12 protein-coding genes and 1 tRNA gene are annotated in these 19,048 nt (G+C 49.8%); 4 read left to right on the forward strand and 9 right to left on the reverse strand.

The genetic code is table 11. From position 1 onward, the window contains the following. Window positions 1–58 precede the first annotated feature (58 nt). The 9 genes from ACYU87_RS14240 to ACYU87_RS14280 form a co-directional block, all read right to left on the reverse strand. Window positions 59–3,172: a TAT-variant-translocated molybdopterin oxidoreductase gene (locus ACYU87_RS14240; protein ID WP_461134737.1), complete on the reverse strand. Its 3,114-nt coding sequence runs from the start codon at window positions 3,170–3,172 to the stop codon at window positions 59–61. A gap of 94 nt (window positions 3,173–3,266) precedes the next feature. Beyond that, window positions 3,267–4,607 (reverse strand): c-type cytochrome, encoded by a 1,341-nt coding sequence (locus ACYU87_RS14245; RefSeq protein ID WP_461134738.1) that lies wholly within the window; start codon window positions 4,605–4,607, stop codon window positions 3,267–3,269. A gap of 229 nt (window positions 4,608–4,836) precedes the next feature. Beyond that, window positions 4,837–4,907 (reverse strand) — tRNA-Cys (locus ACYU87_RS14250). A gap of 146 nt (window positions 4,908–5,053) precedes the next feature. Continuing rightward, window positions 5,054–6,841: a 30S ribosomal protein S1 gene (gene rpsA / locus ACYU87_RS14255; protein WP_461134739.1), complete on the reverse strand. Its 1,788-nt coding sequence runs from the start codon at window positions 6,839–6,841 to the stop codon at window positions 5,054–5,056. Between the two features lie 256 nt (window positions 6,842–7,097). Next, complete coding sequence (locus ACYU87_RS14260; protein ID WP_461134740.1) at window positions 7,098–7,613, reverse strand: HNH endonuclease; 516 nt, start codon at window positions 7,611–7,613, stop codon at window positions 7,098–7,100. 175 nt (window positions 7,614–7,788) lie between these two features. Continuing rightward, complete coding sequence (gene smpB, locus ACYU87_RS14265) at window positions 7,789–8,250, reverse strand: SsrA-binding protein SmpB (protein WP_461134741.1); 462 nt, start codon at window positions 8,248–8,250, stop codon at window positions 7,789–7,791. A gap of 321 nt (window positions 8,251–8,571) precedes the next feature. Then, window positions 8,572–9,168 (reverse strand): OmpH/Skp family outer membrane protein, encoded by a 597-nt coding sequence (locus tag ACYU87_RS14270; protein WP_461134742.1) that lies wholly within the window; start codon window positions 9,166–9,168, stop codon window positions 8,572–8,574. 57 nt (window positions 9,169–9,225) lie between these two features. Continuing rightward, on the reverse strand, window positions 9,226–9,603 hold the full coding sequence (locus ACYU87_RS14275; protein WP_461134743.1) for a hypothetical protein: 378 nt from the start codon (window positions 9,601–9,603) through the stop codon (window positions 9,226–9,228). Between the two features lie 71 nt (window positions 9,604–9,674). Continuing rightward, the gene (locus ACYU87_RS14280; protein WP_461134983.1) at window positions 9,675–12,101 is read right to left on the reverse strand and encodes a penicillin acylase family protein; all 2,427 of its coding nucleotides are present in this window, start codon (window positions 12,099–12,101) and stop codon (window positions 9,675–9,677) included. 130 nt (window positions 12,102–12,231) lie between these two features. Between ACYU87_RS14280 and ACYU87_RS14285 the strand changes: the two genes are divergently transcribed. From ACYU87_RS14285 to ACYU87_RS14300, 4 genes are all read left to right on the forward strand, one after another. Then, a complete protein-coding gene (locus ACYU87_RS14285) occupies window positions 12,232–12,852 on the forward strand; it encodes an RNA polymerase sigma-70 factor (RefSeq protein WP_461134744.1) in 621 nt (206 codons plus the stop codon). 78 nt (window positions 12,853–12,930) lie between these two features. Next, on the forward strand, window positions 12,931–13,926 hold the full coding sequence (locus ACYU87_RS14290; RefSeq protein ID WP_461134745.1) for a FecR family protein: 996 nt from the start codon (window positions 12,931–12,933) through the stop codon (window positions 13,924–13,926). Window positions 13,927–13,943: 17 nt separating this feature from the next. Next, the gene (locus ACYU87_RS14295) at window positions 13,944–17,417 is read left to right on the forward strand and encodes a SusC/RagA family TonB-linked outer membrane protein (RefSeq protein ID WP_461134746.1); all 3,474 of its coding nucleotides are present in this window, start codon (window positions 13,944–13,946) and stop codon (window positions 17,415–17,417) included. Between the two features lie 25 nt (window positions 17,418–17,442). Next, on the forward strand, window positions 17,443–18,978 hold the full coding sequence (locus ACYU87_RS14300) for a RagB/SusD family nutrient uptake outer membrane protein (RefSeq protein ID WP_461134747.1): 1,536 nt from the start codon (window positions 17,443–17,445) through the stop codon (window positions 18,976–18,978). Window positions 18,979–19,048 lie beyond the last annotated feature (70 nt).

Raw genomic sequence — 19,048 nt, forward strand, 5'->3', positions numbered from 1 at the left:
ATTTGTGGTAATGGATTGTTCTAAATTCAGTGGCCACAAATCGTAACTCGCATTTACTTTAAGCGTGTGATTCTTGAGTAGCGTTCTTGTTTTGCTTAACCTCTTCGTCTTTGTTCCGGATTTTTGTCAGGTATGAGATTTGTGGTCTCACGTTGATCTCTTCCAGTACGTGGAAAGCCCGGCCTTCCTCTTCGACTTCAAGTATTTTGGAAATCGTACTTTCGGGATTATTCATATCCCCAAAAACGATGGCATTGGTTGGGCAAGACTGAGCACAAGCTGTCTGAACTTCGTCAGGTGTTAACCGACGGCGTTCTTTCTTAGCGGTCAATTTTGTTTCCTGAATCCGTTGTACACAGAAAGAACATTTCTCAATTACCCCACGTGAGCGAACTGTTACATCAGGATTGATGACCATTTTGCCAAGGTCGTTATTGAAATGATAATCGTAATTATCATTGTCAAAATACTTGAACCAATTGAATCTACGCACTTTATACGGACAGTTATTCGCGCAATAGCGTGTACCAACACAACGGTTATACGTCATTTGGTTCAATCCCTCGGTACTGTGTGTTGTGGCCAGAACTGGACAAACCGTTTCACAGGGAGCATTGCTACAATGCTGGCAAAGCATTGGTTGGAATGTTACTTCGGGATTAGCCGAAGCTACCTCCAGAGCCGAGTAGTCTTCAGCTTCGGCATCGCTGCTATAATAACGGTCAATCCGCATCCAGTGCATTTCACGCCGGTTCAGTACCTCCTGGCGACCAACAACCTGAATGTTGTTTTCTGCATTACACGCCACGATACAAGTACTGCATCCGATACATGAGTTAAGGTCAATGACCATACCCCATGAGTGGTTTGGCTTACCGTATCCGTTCCACAGTGTAATGTCTGTTGGATCAGTTGGCCCTACCGATGTCTGCACTTTTGGCTTATACCGACCAGCTTGCGAGTCTTTCTGATAAGCAGCTAATCTTGCTTCCTGCAACACAGCCCGACGACCCATAACCGTATCGTGGGTTTGTGTCTGGGCAATCTCATGACGACCACTCGCCTTATCAACTTTAGCACTTGTCGAGCCGTACGTGATGTAGCCATTCGTCAGGGTTACAAACGGGAACGCATTTTTTCCGACACCGTTGGCAGCCCGTCCGGCTTTCTCACGACCGTACCCGACGGCAATAGAAACTGTGTTATCAGCTTGACCTGGTTGAATCAATACGGGTAATTCAATCGATTTACCGTTTGACGAAACCGTCACCAGATCATTCTGCACCACACCCATATCCTTAGCTGTTTTCTGAGAAACAGCCGCGAAATTATCCCAGCAAGCTTTCGAAACTGGATCGGGTAATTCCTGCAACCAGGGATTGTTGGCCATCGATCCGGTACCGATTGCAAAGCTCTCATATAAGGAGAGTTCCATACCAGTTGTTGGCTTGTACCGTTGTGCAATGCCAGCAGCTGCCTGCGCTACATTTCCGGCGAAGGATACACCACCCGCCATGGCCTGCCCCTTGTTTGGTTCAAACACACCGTCATTCAACGACTGTACCCAGAAAGCATCGAATGAACTAAAGCCCGACGTTTTTGGAAAATGTGTGGCGCGCCAATAGTTTTTCAGATAAACCTGGTAGTCACTTGGTTTTCCAGCCCACGTCAACAAGCTCGTCTGAAACTGACGGGTTTTGTAGATTAGTGTGATGGCTGGCTGCATAAGGCTGTAAAAACCTTGTTTTGGCTCAGCATCATTCCAGGATTCCAGGAAATGCGGAGTAGGCGTAACATACTTAACTAGTGAAGCTGTTTCATCAGCCCGGTCTGCGAACGAGATAGACAGGGCTATTTTCGGTAAGGCTTCAGCAAGTTCCGCACCACGTGGGTGATCATACACTGGGTTTGCGCCGTAAAATAAGACAGCCCCAACCTGACCAGCTTTTGTTTCATTGATGAAAGCATTCATTTGCTGATCATTACCCTGACGGTAGTTAACGGGGGTATTTATGTCTATCGTCGTTCCGTAGCTACCCAACAGGCTGTTTAAGGCGTTAACGACAATTTGTACGTTCGGGTCATTGGAACCCGAAAGCACTACAGCTTTACCACGTGATTTAGCTAAATCATTAGCGGCTTTGTCAAGGTTATCGACCGTTATAGATGGTGCGCTGATTGCAGTACCCCCCAATTTAGCCGCAACCTTACTGTAAAGGGCTGCTACAACCAAGCCTTCCTGCGAAGGTTTGATAGCTGTACGGTAGTCAGCGTTAGCACCTGACATTGACAGTCCAGTTTCGAACTGGTAGTGTCGTGACATCGCTTTTTTACCACCACCGATAGCACCAATCTTACGAGTCGAAGCATAGTTACCCATGAACTCAAGGGGTGCTATCCAGGTACCCAGAAAATCAGCTCCGATGCTGACAATCGTTTCCGCTTTGCTTAAATCGTAAGAAGGAACAACCGCTTTACCGAATGAGGCCTGATTAGCCTGCATGATACCAAACGCAGAGTTAGCATCGTACGTAATGTGACGGGCTGTTGGGTATTTAGCCGCAAAATCAGCAATAACCGCCTTGGTAGCGGGGCTGAGAATGGTTGACGAGACAATACGGATAGCGCCACCTTTACCAGCAACTGAATTCAGTTGGTTGATAATTTCACGGTCGGCGGTAGCCCAGTCGATGTCTGCTTCACCTCGTTTTGCACCTTTCAGTTTGTCAATGTCATAAAGTGACAGTAGAGAAGCCTGAACGCGAGCGGTAGTACCCCCCTTCGTGATGCTTGACTGTGGGTTGCCTTCTATTTTAATTGGCCGCCCTTCCCGTGTTTCTACTAGTATAGCAGCATAATCGCCCCCCTCAACATAGGTGGACGCGTAATAATCAGAGATTGTAGGAAATGTAAACTCTGGTTTGTTGAGATAGGGAACGGCTTTGTGTACCGGTGTTTCGCAGGCAGCCAATGAAACAGCGGCCATACCAAAGCCCATTACTTTCAAAAAGTCACGGCGTTGGGTGTTTGAACCGCCGAGTAGACCGTCAAGATCGTTCGATGATTCACTCAGATCGGGGTTAGCAAATTCGCTGTTGGCGTTCTTGACAAACGTCGCGTCATTGCGTAACTCCTCAACCCCTTTCCAATACCGTTTAGATGTATTTTCCATGCGTGTTGTATGCGGCAATGGTTAAAATGAGTAATGTATTCAGTGAGAGTAGCCAGAAATAAGTATTTCTTCCTGGCCTTCGCAATACATTATATTAATAGTGACATTTAGAACATTCCAGACCACCGATGTTCGCTACTTTGAGTGGTTCCTTGCTTTCCTTGCGGTGTAAAGCAACGAGTTTATCGTAGTAAGCGTTGTCTTTGGTATTAACTTCCGTACGACGGTGACAGTCGATACACCAGCCCATCGTCAATGACGAACGTTGCTCAACTACTTCCATTTGCTCGATAGCACCGTGGCACGTCTGGCATTGTACGTTACCCACGTTTACGTGTTGTGCGTGGTTGAAGTAAGCCAGATCAGGTAAGTTATGGACCCGAACCCACTCAATGGGTTGGTTGTTCTCGATCGCTGCGTAGATCTTTTGAATCTCCGGTGACTCTTTCTTGATGACACCGTGGCAGTTCATACAGATGTTAGCTGATGGTATCGTAGCGCTCTTACCCTTGTTTACACCCGTGTGGCAATAGTTACAATCAATTTTGTACTGGCCAGCGTGTAATTTGTGTGAGTAAGCGATGGGCTGCTTTGGTGCATAGCCCTGTTGAATACCTACACCGTAAGCACCATCAATGGTAGCTTTCGTAACGACCAGAAGAAATAGCCAGATGACGATCGAACGGAGCGTCGGGTTATTAAATGCATCGGAAAGACCCGTCTTCATCCGTTGACCTAACGAAGCAGCAGGCTGTGTCCCGTCTACCGTTGCAGGCGTTACAGCTTTGGACAAGATCGTCACGATTGCCAACAATACACCAAGCACCAGCAACATAACAATCAGGAGTGCAACCAGAACAAATGTGAATAATTCTGACGGGCCACCGATCGATGAACCTGAACCGCCATCACCGCCCGCACCACCTGCGTTTTTAGTATCACCGGCTCCAGCTACTGCAGCAGTTGCGGCAGGCTTACTTGCCTGATCAATGTAAGCAAGAATACCGTCGATGTCTGCATCCGATAAGTTCGGGAAGCTGGACATCTGTACTTTGCCGTTAGCGTTGAACACTTGGTTTGCATACGCATCACCCGATGCAATCACTGCCGACGAATTTCTGATCCACTTGTGTAACCAGTCTTTGCTGGGTGCGCGTCCTTCAATTCCTTTCAACCCAGGACCAACCACTTTCTCATCAGTTACCGCGTGACATTGTGCACAGTTGTTTGTAAACAACGCCTTCCCTTGTTCGGCATCACCACCGCCCCCAGCAGGGGCTGCCGCACCTGCAGCTGGAGCACCACCGGCTGCCGCTGTATCCTGCGCTTCCACCTGATTATTAGAAATCAGTAGTGTCAGCGATAGAACAGTAGCAACGCAAAGCTTATAGAAGCGACTCATTTTATAAACTATATTTATCGAGTTGATTGACATAATCACCACTGCCATTTTAATAGCGCCCAAAAGTACGACACGATTGCTGTATAGTCAAAACTTGCTCTTTAGTTATTTGATTGCCCATTTTATTTATATTGTTTCTAATTAACAGGATTCAAAAAGCCTGGTTCCAGGCTTAGATTTTGTTCTTTTGGCAACAAAAAAAAGTGCCATTCGACCAGTTCTTTGTTAAGAAACTTAGTCAAATGGCACTTTGTGTAAAGAGAGGTTCCGAGCGGATTCGAACCGCTGTACGAGGTTTTGCAGACCACTGCCTAGCCACTCGGCCACGGAACCTTATGAGACCGAATTGATGACGGGTCACGAATTCGGGAGTGCAAACATACGCTTTTATCTGGTATAAGGAAACCCTTGTCTAAAAAAATGCCCCCAATCCAAAAAGGTCGGGGGCATTTCATCTAATCAGAGTAAGCGAGATCAGCCTAGTTCCGGCCTTCCAGTTGCTCTTTCAGAGCCGCCAGAGCGTCCAGATCACCTAGCGTAGCACCACGTTCAGCCTGGGCGGGTGCCGAAGCGGTCTTTGGCGTAGCTGCTTTCGGAGCTTTTGCTTCTTTTACGGGTTCGTTTTTCTCCTGCCACGTCTTTGTGTGCGACAGCATGATCCGTTTCTCTTCTTTCGAGAACTCCGTCACTTTGAAGTCGAGGGTTTCACCAACTTCAGCGAAGGTACCATCTTCCTTGCCCAGATTCTTAAGCGACGAGAAGCCTTCGATACCGTAGGGTAGTTCGAGCGTGGCCATTTTGTCGTTCTTGTTCAGAATCGTGCAGCGGTGAATTGTACCAACGGCGAATACGGTTTCGAACGTATCCCATGGGTTCTCTTCGAGTTGTTTGTGACCCAGGGCCAGACGACGGTTGTCGACGTCCAGTTCCAGTACAATTACTTCGAGTTCGTCGCCCACTTTAATGAAGTCCGAAGGGTGTTTCACCTTCTTCGTCCAGGATAGATCCGATACGTGTACCAGACCATCAATGCCTTCTTCCAACTCAAGGAATAGACCGAAGTTGGTCAGGTTACGTACCATGCCTTTGTGCTTCGTACCAACAGCGTATTTTGCACGCAGTTCAGGACGAGTCCAGGGATCTTCCGTTAGTTGTTTGATACCCAACGACATTTTACGGTCGTTACGATCCAGCGTCAGCACCTGTGCTTCTACTTCATCACCAACTTTCAGGAATTCCTGCGGGTTACGCAGGTGCTGCGACCACGACATCTCCGATACGTGGATCAGACCTTCTACACCTGGTTGGATTTCAAGGAACGCGCCGTAATCGGCTACGTTCACGATTTTACCTTTCACTTTCGAGCCAAGCTGAATGTCTTCAGCCAGTGCATCCCATGGGTGAGCCTGAAGCTGCTTCATGCCCAGCGAGATACGCTTCTTGTCTTCGTCGAAGTCGAGAACAACCACGTTAACTTTCTGGTCGAGGTGCAGTACTTCTGATGGGTGACTGATGCGGCCCCACGAAATATCCGTGATGTGCAACAGACCATCTACGCCACCAAGATCGATAAACACACCGAAGTTGGTCATGTTCTTGATAACGCCTTCCAGTACCTGACCTTTTTCGAGGTTGTTCAGGATTTGAGCACGTTGTGCTTCGAGGTCTTTCTCGATCAGGACTTTATGCGAAACAACGACGTTGTCATTAGCATAATTGATCTTGACGACTTTAACCTCCATTTTCTTACCAACGAATACATCGAAGTCACGAATTGGCTTCACGTCGATCTGCGAGCCAGGTAAGAACGCTTCGATGCTGAAAATATCAACAATCAGTCCACCTTTCGTCCGGCGCTTAACGAAACCATCGATGACGAGGTCTTCGTCCAGCGCACGCTGGATTTTCTGCCAGGCAGTGATCACTTTCGCTTTCTTGCGCGACAGAACCAGCTGACCGTTCGGGTCTTCCTGATTTTCTACGTAAACTTCAATTTCATCACCCATCTTCAGGTCCGGCATATCCCGGAATTCAGAAGCTGGCACTAAGCCATCCGACTTGAAGCCGATGTTGAGCAGTACTTCCCGGTCCGTTATCCCAACGACGGTTCCCATTACTACTTCTTTCTCTTTTACTTCCGACAGTGTATTGTCGTAAAGTTCCAACATCCGGTTGTGTTCTTCAACCGAATAGCCGCTTCCAAACCCTTTGTTGTCTGCCCGGTCCCAATCAAATGCCGGCAGTTCGCGTTGCTGCGTTTTGCTCATAAAAAAATGTTTCCTGACCCCCTCAGTACATCAGTCCGTGGGTCAATGGCGGGCTGACTTTAGTTATGAATTTTTTCCTTTCGAAAAAGGATTGCAAAGATAGCAATTGCTTTCCATAAAAAGTTTCGTTAGAATCAAAACTCTTTGAGGTTGAGGGCAAAAGGCCGTAAAAGTCGAGGGTGTGGCCCAGGAAACCGACGATTTACGCTGATTTCCTGAACCGCACCCTCGGCTTCGCCTTTTCAGACTAACGCACTTATTTAAACGCTTTCTCTTTTTTGGCCAGAAAGGGCATCCAGCTTTGCTCAAGGGAGCCCGAAAACTCACGCAGGAAAACCAGGAAGGTTGGCTTGAAAGGGCGTTGCCGCAATTTGAGATTGGCTTCTTCCGGCGTATCGTCACCTTTTCGGGAGTTACACCGTTTGCAGGCCGTGGTCAGGTTGTCCCAGCTGGTTTTGCCGCCCCGCGACTTGGGTAACACGTGATCAAGGGTCAAATCATCCGTCGTACCGCAGTACTGGCAATGATGCCCATCCCGCTTGAAAATGTTTTGCCGAGTGAGCATTACGCCTTTGTAGGGTAGACTCACGTACCGATGTAGACGAATGACCGATGGCATTGGGTATTCTGCCGAAACAGTACGGAGCATGAACTGCTCCGATTCAGCAACGAGTTCGGCTTTATCTAGATAAACCAGCAAAAATGCTTTGGGAACGGAGCAGATGCTGAAGGCACTGTAATCTTGATTTAAGACTAATACTTTCCTACCCATATTGCGTTTGGAACCTCTGTACGGTAGCAAGTTACAGAGTTATCCACATATCGGCAATACTTATGAAAAATATATCAGGCCATACTCAGCAGAAGGTTAACAAAGGTAATATGGGCGAAAAGCCCGCATAAGCTGTTTTACCCTATATAATTACTAGCTTTTTCAATAAACAGGCTTAATACCGTTCTCGCTGCATCTCCCGTTCTACGTCACGCTCTTTGATACTATCGCGTTTATCGAACAGTTTTTTCCCCTTTGCCAGCGCAATATCGATCTTCGCAAAACCACGTTCGTTCGTGAACATACGAATCGGTACCATGGTCAGGCCCTGGTCTTTCAATTTCTCGGCAAGCCGTCTGATCTCCCGCTTCGTCAGCAGCAGTTTACGATCCCGGAGCGGCTCGTGGTTATAGTGAGTTCCTTCTGTGTATACGGCAATGCTCATTTGGCGAATGAACAGTTCTTCGCCATGAATCAGGCAATAAGCGTCCTGCAAATTCACTTTCCCCTGCCGAACCGACTTTATTTCGGTACCCGTCAGAACAATACCAGCGGTATACGTCTCCAGAAACGAATACTCGAACGAAGCCCGACGATTTCGAATATCAACTTGTTTAACAATAGATGCAGAGGCCATGTAATAATGTAAAATGGATGGTGTTGGATTAATGGTACACTAATTTACTTCCAACGGGCGAACTAATGAACAATCGGACTGATCAGGCAATCCGGTAAGAGCAGGAACACCTGAAAAGTAAGAGAGGTTTTCCAGCGCAGAAAAAATGATGAGCTTAGTCACGTTAATCAAGCTATCAACGACTGACTTCACCTGTAGCTTACCATTCCGTAAAGAACGCTTTTGTTAAAACGATTCGCTATACCTATCCGAAACGAATCCGGCTACCAAACGCGTGTCTGGTAGCCGGATCAACAGCTAATCGTCAGGAGTAATTAGACTTTATTTTTTTGTCTGTTTCGCCTGGTATTCTTTGTTCAGGCCAGCCAGAATTTTGCTGGTCTGATCGCCGGATTGATCCGCGAATAGAATACCACCGCCTTTTGTATAACCCAGAACGAATTCGTACTTGTTTTGGGCGTTTTCCTTTTTCAGATAATCAAAGATCTGATCGTAAAGCTGTTTGTTTTTTGCCTGCTCTTCCGCAGCCAGATTCTGGGCAGCCCGTTCACGGTAAGCCAGAATATCCTGTTGCTCCTTTTGTAGCGATGCTTCGGTAGCACGGCCCTGCTCCTGGGTCATAGTAGCCGCCCGTTGCTGGAAGAAAGCAACTTTGTTCTGCAAATTGCGGCCTTTGGCGGCCAGATCATTCTCCAATTGAAACCGTTTGCTTTCGAGGACTTTCTGAGTGTCTTTGAAGTATTCGTATTTCGTTAACAGCGAGTCAACGTTTACGTAAACGATGGCTTTGCCTTTTGCTTCGGTGGGTGCTTTGACGGCAGAAACAGCTTCGGGCTGGTGATCTTTAAAGTGCAGGTAGTACAGGACGGCTACGGCAATCGTCAGGACGACGTTTAGAATTAACGAGGCATTCTTCACAGGAAACGAATCAGTTAGTTAGCAGTTTATACTACAAAGGTATAGGGATTTATGGAATTATGAGCGGAGACCGCCAGCGGTGCGGTTTTCGTGTGGGTTTCTGACGGCCTGCCTAACGAAATAGCCAGACAACCCGGCCAGTCCACCCACCAAACCGCCAACCAGCGCGGTAACCAGCAAGGGCAACGCACTCGTATTCGTCTTAAAGAGCAGTTCGCTCATTCGGCCGATAAAAACACCATCAGTGCGGGAGTGAACAACGAAGGCATAAACGAGCCATACTAAAGCAATACCGACAAAACCCGATAGAAAAGCTTGACCAGCCGTCGGACTGCGGAAGAAACAGATAAGGAAGGCCACTACGGCCAGGCTCCACCAGGGCAGAACAAGTTGAGCCAACAGGCTTATTACAGCAATAAGAATGAGTTCGATCATAGTGCATAAGCGGCTGGGGAGCCACTTTTTTACGTATTATCCGGTTAACTGAGTAACAAGATAACTGTCTCTTATTTCAAGATCATTTTTCGTTTGATACGAGGGCTTTTGTCCTGCGCTGACTGTAAATAGAGTAGTTCGTTTAATTGACCAGTACGCCAGGTTTCGAGCATATTCAGGTAGTAGGGGCTGCCAGGATTGCCCGACTGACCGCCCGGATAAACCCCGTACGCTTTAGGCGTGGGCCCCAGGGCAACTACCATTCGCCACGATGGGCCGGTTCGCTCCGTGGTCGCGTTTACAATATCGCGCCCTCCACCAATCTGTACGTTCAGGGCACTCAGCGCATCCAGTCGGGCCAAATGACTGATTCGGGTTGCTTTGTGCCTTCCCCACTGCCAAGCCGTACCAATGGGGCCATGCTGGCGGGTAAGCGAATCAACCGCCAGTCGAAAACTTTGGGTTAATACATTACCGATTGTTTCACGGGTAGGCGTGGTACCGTCGTCAAACCAGCGGGCATTGGGCTCTTTCTCGGCGAGTTGAAGTGTTCGATCAAAGCTTGGGTATCGTAATGTGGTTGTGTCGTTGCTCGGGAAATCGTCTTTCCAGACCCCGTCCATGTACTGACGCATCCATTCCGTAAAGATGGTTGGAGCCATTTCCATCACGTCGTGGTTATACCGCCACGCTTTCATAACAGCCAGCGCCTTAGCCTGTTCTCCCGACAACTCGTTCTCCTGCACATAAGGCAGAAATACCGGCAAGGCATGAGCCGCTCGCAGGTTTATATTATCGTTCTGCAACAGCCGCAAACTATCGGGCGTAACCCGTTGCATGGCCGCAAGGCGCTGGTTGATGCGGGTACCTCGCTCGGCGGGGGCAAATTGCCAGTTTATATAATACGGATAGGTCGGGTCGGTAGATGATTGGTTAGCCGAACTGACAAATCCTCTGGGCGGATTTTTGACGTGTGGATTCTGACTGGCGGGGATCCAGCCCTGCCAGTCGTGAGCGGGATTTGTTCCATCCAGCAAAAACTTGCCCTGGTCGTTCCACTTAAGTGGAAACCGCCCGTTTGGCGATATGGCAATATCTCTGGCTACATCGGCAAAGACAAAATTCTGAGCTGGAGCCCCATAATACGCTAATGCTTTTCGGTAATCGTCGTGGTTTTTAGCGCGATCAAGCAAATAGTACGTCAGGAAATCGTTGGAGGCTTCGTGTGCGATCCAGCGGGCCGCGTAGCCAACGGGCACATTTTTGGCGAACGGCTTCTGGCCAGCCTCATACATGACGGGGCCATGATGGGTATACAACACCGTATCGACAACATCTGGCTTTCCCTTCACTTTAATGACCTCCAGCCGACGCCGAACCGGTTTCCAGCGGTTGTCGTGCCAATACGCCCGGCGGGATGCGTCTTTAAACCGAATCTGGTAGAAATCGAGTACGTCCGCGCCTACGTTCGTAACGCCCCAGGCCACTTGCTTGTTAAAGCCGATAATGACACCCGGCGAGCCAGGCATGGTGGCCCCGTATACGTTCATCGTGGGGGTTACTAACTGCATCTGATACCAGATCGATGGTAGACTTAACGACAAGTGTGGGTCATTCGCCAGAATAGGATAGCCCGTTGCTGACTTTTGGCCCCCAACCGCCCAATTGTTGCTGCCGATGCCGGAATCATGCTCCTGCCAGTTCAGGGCAATGGGTTTTGTATCCGGCAGGCTACTGGCGGGCACGGCCGGGACCTTGACAGGGGTAAAATTCCACGTTGTTCCTACCGGAATGATTGGATCTTCCCGAGATGGGTAATCCGGAAAAAGATCAGCGGTAACGACGGGACCAACTTTTTTCAGCACATTACTCATGTTCAGGTCATCGGCACCCAGGGCCAGCACCCCCGACATGTATTTCAGAAAGTAAGCGCATTTGATGGGTTGCCACGGCTCGGGAGCGTATCCCAGTAACTTATACTCCAGGGGATACTGCGACGGTTTTAGCTGGCTGATCCAGGCATTTACGCCAGCCGTATACGCTTCAACCGATTCTTTTGACCGGGGGTCCGTCAGCATTTCTTTCACGGCCCTTTCGGCTGCAAACCCCATGCCGAGGTGACGATTGTATTGATCCAGTTCCAGCGCCTTATCGCCAACCAGTTCAGAAACCCGACCGGCAGCCGCGTGCGTCTGAAATTCCATTTGCCAGAGCCGGTCGCGGGCCGTCAGGTACCCCTGCGCAAAGTAGGCGTCGTGATCGTTTTGGGCAAATACATGCGGAATAGCCAGTTCATCGAAGACAACCGTAACCGGCGATGTAGTCCCGTTAAGGGTGATTTCTTCATCGGTATTGTCAATGGATTCCGCATTTTTCCAGAATCCAACAAACGGGCTTAATAAGGGACCAAAGGCTGGGATACTGCCCCAAGGGCGATTCAATGCCCAGACAAAGGCTACGGTAAACAGCGAAAGAATAATCGCTTTTGTATAACGCATCATAAAAACAAGCAACAACGGTTAAATGTATGTCTGTTATTGCACATAGCAAATAAAAAATATTCTTTTCCTGATTAGTCTAATCTTTTTTAAATTTGTCCATAAAGCTGATTCAAAAATCTAATTTTGAATGCAGTTCCTGAATAAGTTCTTTCAGAAAAGCGATATGGAACTGACAGACATGGAAGTAATGCTTCGTTTGATGCAGCACGACGAAGCAGCGTTCGAAACATTGTTTCGGCGATATTACCATTATCTGTACAGTATTGCTATTCAATACGTGAAAGATCCTGATTTGGCCGAGGATGCGCTTCAGGAGGTTTTCCTCAAGTTATGGACGCACCGGTCTCAATTAGACGAGCGCCAATCCCTCAGAAACTACCTGGGCACCGCCATGCGGCACCAGGTTCTGAACGTCATTCGTGACGAGAAACGGACTATCCTTCGCCACCTGAGCCATAAGGCAACTCAGTCTGAAGTTGATACAACTACGGAAGAAACCCTTATACTCAATGAATATGGGTCTGTTTTTCAGGATGGTCTTCGTCTGCTTCCAGCTCAGCGAAAACTAGTGTTCATGCTCCGTTCCGAGCAGGGGCTATCCAATGAGGAAGTAGCTTCTCAACTCCACATTTCTACAAATACGGTTAAGGTGCACTATTATCAGGCCTGCCAGTTTCTTCGGAAGTACTTACGCCAGCACGCGGGCATTGAAGCTCTGCTGCTGCTTGCGGCTAATTTTTGGAATTAATCCATAATTATTTTTCTCTTTCCAATAATACTTTCCCCGCTGGCTGGTGTATAGGTAAGTAGCAAGACTTTCTATACAATGACCGAACAGCTACTACAGCGCTACTTCGCCAACCAGATTACCGCCAACGAAGCCCAACAGGTGCTGGATTGGCTGGCTACGGACGAAGGCCAGGCGTATCTGACCCATCGGCTCGATACGCAGTTCGGGAAGGCCAACTGGCATGCTCCACCGAATGTTCCGGCACCCGATGCAGATTACCTGCTGTCCACCATTCGTCAGCGAATGATTCCGTCGGTCTCACCGGCTAGGGAGACATCTATCCGGCCATTAACCTGGTGGCATCAACCCATGCGCTGGGCGGCTGTGCTTGTCGGGGCTCTGTTACTGGCAACGGGTGCTTTTTACGGCTATCAGGCAATCTATCCGAAAGACCTGACCCGCCAAACGGCTTTCGGAAAAATGGCGACCATCACCTTGCCCGACGGCTCGGTGGTTACCCTGAATGGCAACAGTCGGCTGCGTTACGCTCCCCGCTGGGCAGATCACCAGACCCGCGACGTATGGCTCGATGGGGAAGGCTTTTTCCGGGTAACACACCAGCAAAACCATGAACGCTTTGTGGTCCACCTACCCAACAGGCTGAACATTGAAGTACTCGGGACTCAGTTCAACGTGATGGCTCGAAAGAACCGATCGAAGGTGGTACTGAACAATGGCAGGATTCGACTCGATGTCGGTGAGCAGGTCAAAGAAAAGCTGGTTATGCAACCCGGCGACCTGTTTTATGCGGATGTGAAGGCCAAAGTATACTACCGCAAGCGGGTTGATGCGGCTGCTCAGGCGGCCTGGCAAACCGGCAAACTAAGTTTCGATGGCAGCACGCTACAGGAGGTAGCACAAATGCTGGAAGATACGTACGGAGTAACCGTCGTTATTGCCGATCCTGATTTACGCCAGCAAACCTTGTCCGGTACCATCCCCAATCAATCGATGCAAACCATTCTAAGTGGTCTCTCCACCCTGTTCGATCTTCATATTACTCAGCAATCAAATCGGATTACTATCCAATAACCCGTTCTTCCAAAACTATGACTAAACAACTAATTGCGCTTGGTTTGCTTTTTCTGACCGGTAGCATATCCGTTCAGGCTCAGCTTCTGGCTTCCAGCAATCGATACGCCCCCTATCAGAGTCGGTCAACCGACACCCGAACTATTTCGCTCAAAAGTGCTCTGGGTGAACTCGAAAAGCACTACGGTGTGTCATTTATTTATCCCACTAACCTGGTCAACACCAAAGTGATCATAGCCAATCGCCATGATCAGAATCTGGAATCCGAATTAACTAGCCTATTGAGTGCTACCGGGTTGATGTTCCGGAAAGTTCAGCCGAATTTCTACGCCATCGTATCGACGAAAGACAAAAGCAATCGGCTTTTTCGTAAAATCGAGCATGTCGGCCCGACTACCCATGCAGACCAATCGAATGAGGCTGCGGTATTACCAACCCAGACCATTGATAAACTCGAACGTATTGGCTGGTCAATGACGTCGACCCAACCGCTGGCCGATATTAACGGGAAGGTATTGGACAAAAATGGGCAGGGTATTCCCGGCGTCAGCGTTATCGTTAAAGGTACCAATCGGGGTACAACGACCAGCGCTACCGGCGACTACAGCCTGAATGCACCGAATAATGCCACGCTGGTTTTTAGTTTTGTAGGCTACGTGTCTCAGGAAATACCGGTATCGAGCCGGAGCCGCATCAATGTTACTTTACTAGACGACGTAAAAGCCCTCAGCGAAGTCGTCGTTGTCGGGTATGGCACGCAGAAACGGGCGTCGGTAACGGGGGCTATATCGTCCATATCAGCGCAGGAGGTAACTCAGTTACCAGTACCCAGCGTGGAGCAGGCTATTCAGGGCCGGGTGCCTGGCGTGACCGTCGTGGGCAATGGATCGCCCGGCGAAACGCCAATTGTACGCATCCGGGGTATCGGCTCGATCAACTATGCCGCCAACCCCCTGTACGTTATCGACGGATTTCCAACCAGTGATCTGAACAACTTCGATACCCGGGATATTGAGTCGGTCGATGTATTGAAAGATGCCTCCTCGGCGGCTATTTATGGATCACGGGCAGCCAATGGCGTTATCATCGTTACGACGAAAAAAGGCACGGGCGACGGTAAATTACACGTCAGTTATGACGGGTACGTGGGCACCCAAACGGCCTGGCGTCAGCTTGACCTCCTCAATCGGGATGAGTACATTCAGTACGGAACGGCCCTGCGTACCAATGCCGGTCAGCCGGTACCAACCCGTTTCGCGAATTTGAATCAACCCATCTATTCCGGGGCTACGCAAACCTACGCCCAAACGGACACGGACTGGCAGAAAGCCGTATTTCGGAGCGCCCCCATTACCCAGCACAGCGTTCAGCTATCGGGCGGTAACGAGAAGTCACGTTTTTATTCGTCGGTTGGCTATTTCAACCAGCAGGGTATTATGCTTGGTACGGGCTACAAGCGCGGCAACTTCCGCATCAACTCCGACCATGCCATCAGCAAGCGGTTTTCGTTTGGTCAAACACTGACCATCTCATACGATGACAAGCTCAACGAAGTAAGCGCCGGTGGCCGGACCCAGGTGCAGAACATGATCCGGATGACGCCCTACATGCCCATCGAAGACCCTACGTTACCCGGTGGTTATCGGGGCCCTGATGGGTCAGACGGCTCCGATCCGCAGAACCCGGTACGGGCTGCACTACAGGACCAGAGCAATACCCAACGCATGAAGATTCTGGGTAGCGCTTACGTCGACGTCAAAATCATCGACGGACTGACGTACCGGCTGCGGGGTGGTATTGATTATGTATCGGCGCGCACGTTTTCATTCCTGCCAATTTACAGCGAGAGTTTTAACGCGCGGGCGCTGGCCAATATATCCGATGACCGATATACGTATGCTTCTCCTCTGATTTCAAATCAGCTAACGTACGAGAAGACTTTCGGCAAACATTCGCTGAATGTCGTGGCCGTTGCGGAACGGCAGGCAGGCAACACGCTGCAAATAACGGGTACGGGACAGGCAGCCTCCAATACCATTCGTGAGCTAAGTGCCGTTATCAGCACCAGTGCAGGCTTAACGGGCACCCGATCGCAAAACGTATTACTCTCCTACCTGGGTCGTGTCAATTATGAATATGCCGGGAAGTATTTACTGGGGGCTTCGTTCCGTCGGGATGGTTCATCGCGGTTTGCCCCTGGTCGGAAGTGGGGTAACTTCCCATCGGTATCGGCGGGCTGGCGGGTTAGCGAAGAAGCCTTTCTAAAGAATGTTCCGGCCATTTCGGAACTGAAATTACGGGCCAGCTATGGTACGATGGGCTTCAACGGAATTGGGGATTACTCCTGGCAGGTGGCCGTCGCTCAAAACACCAATGCTATCCTGGGCGATGCCCGGGCGCAAGGCACCTACTTCGACCGGCTGGGCAACACGGACCTGAGCTGGGAGGTAACCAAAATGAGCAACTTCGGCGTGGATTTAGGCTTGTTCAGCAATAGCATTACCCTGTCGGCGGAGGTTTACCAGCGCAACACCGATGGCCTGATTCTGAACCAGCCCATTGCGCCATCCATCGGCTACTCGCAGTCGCCGATTGTGAACGTAGGCAGCATGCGCAATGATGGCGTGGAAGTGCAACTGGGTTATAACAAAACGAAGGGGGCTTTTCGCTTCAACGCATCGGGTAACATTAGTTTTATCAGCAACAAAGTGCTGAGCCTCGGGCCAACGGTCTCTCCCCTACTCAACGGTGCCAATGCCGATTACGGCGGGGGCGATATTACCCGTACCGAAGCTGGCCAGTCGATCCAGTACTTCTATGGCTATAAGGTGGCGGGTATTTTCCAGAACACCGACGAGATTAAGGCCGCTGCCACGCAGGACAATGCTAAACCCGGCGACATTCGCTTTGTGGATACCAACGGCGATGGTAAAATCGATGCCAGCGACCGCGTTAATCTGGGTAGTTTCCTGCCTAAATTCACCTATGGCCTCAACCTGTCCGCAAACTACAGAGGCTTTGATATGGCGCTGTTTTTCCAGGGCGTTCAGGGCAACAAAATCTATAATGGTGTAAAAGTTCTGGAGCAGGGGATGCTACGCCTGTTCAACGCGGGAACGGATGTGCTACGGGCCTGGACGCCTACCAATACCAATACCGACGTGCCCCGGGCCGTGGATGGTGACCCGAATGGAAATACCCGTACGTCTGATCGGTTTATTGAAGATGGGTCATATCTGCGGCTGAAGAATCTGAGCATCGGCTATTCCATACCGGTGGGCGTTCTGCAATCGTTCTCCCGAGGAACCCTGGGCCGGGCGCGGGTGTATGTTGCCTCGACGAACCTGCTTACGTTCACCAAATACACCGGTTACGACCCGGAAGTTGGCTCACGCACCAGCAACACCAACCCGACATTGACCAACGGAATTGATTACGGCCAGTTCCCCCAGGCACGTACGTTTATGGTGGGCTTACAACTTGGTTTTTAAGAAAGTAGACATAACTAACGTCATAATGAAATCGACATACTGGACAACGGGTATAGTGGCGATGGGGCTGTTCTTCGGATGCAGCACCAGCAGCCTCGACAAAGTGAATCCGAATCAGGTTACTACGGATAATTATTATAAAACCGCCGACGAGCTGCTCAAGGGCGTCAACTCGGTTTATGCCGTCTGGCAAAGCGCGAACCTGACTGGCCGGGAATGGTTCTTCCTGCATGACCTGCGCTCGGACGACGTAGCGACGGGTGGTGGCCAGTTAGAAGCTCCCCGCAGCCAGATTCTGATCGGTGCTCAAAACCCGACGAATGCTGTAGCGTTCTCTGTCTGGAATGGCTTTTACCGGACCATTCACCGGGCAAACGTGGTGATCGATAACGGCGCCAAAGTGACTGATAACACAACACTGGCTAAGCGCGTGGTGGCCGAAGCCAAATTCCTCCGGTCCCTGGCTTATTTCGATCTGGTTACGTTCTGGGGCGCGGTGCCTTTGTACACCGACTACGTGACGGAAGTTAACGGGACAAAAACCAAATCGTCCGTCAATGATATTTACACGCAGTTAACCACTGACCTGCTGGCTATTCAGACCGACTTACCGGCTAGTTTTAGTGGAGGAGATCTCGGTCGGGCCACGAAAGGAGCTGCTCAGGCGCTGCTAGCGCGGGTATATATGCAGAAGGGCGATTACACCAATGCCAAAACCCAGCTCCAGGCAATTATCAGCTCGGGACTGTACAAGCTGACCGATGAATACACCGACAACTTCATCGAAGAAACGGAGTTTAACTCGGAATCAATTTTTGAGATTGGCTTTTCGCTGATCGGTGGGTTCAACTGGGATGCCGACGGCAACGACAACGGGGCCAACGAAAACATGACCCGTAGTCAGGAGTATTCAGCTATCGGCTGGCGCAACCTGATTCCGTCGGATGGGTTACTGGCCGAGTACGAACACACGGCCAAAGGCGACGCCAAAACGGACCCTCGCCTGAAATACAATTTCTATTTCATTGGCGATACCTACAACAATGGGCTCAACACGCTGATGGATTCGCAGGTACAGGGCAATACATCGACCTTTAATGGAACGGCTCAGAAAATCAGCTGGCGCAAGTACACCGCGATGTATAAGAACAACGAAACGTTCTATACCTCGGGCATCAACATGCGCCTGATCCGCTACGCGGAAGTGTTACTGATGATGGCCGAAGCCGAGAATGAAACCGGCAATAGCGCCAACGCCATAGCGCTCCTCAACCAGATCAGAAACCGGAAAAGCGTAGCCATGCCAGCCTATCCAACGGCTAAATATCCGGTAAACAGCAAAGATGAAGTGGTTCGCGCCATTATTCACGAAAAACGGGTCGAACAGGCTGGCGAACAGATTCGCAACCGCGACATCCTGCGCTGGCGGGCGCAAAGCAAGTTCAAAACTGAACCCATAGCCTATTTTGTGAAAGGCAAACAGGAATTATTGCCCATTCCGCAACAGGAGCTGGATAACAACAGCAAGTTGACGCAACAGGATCAGAATCCGGGTTATTAAGACTGTTGTTTGGGCCGGAATACCGCTTGGCTCCATCCGATAAACGCTAATTGGATCCCCGGCTGGCTCT

The sequence above is a fragment of the Spirosoma lituiforme genome (genome assembly GCF_054776635.1).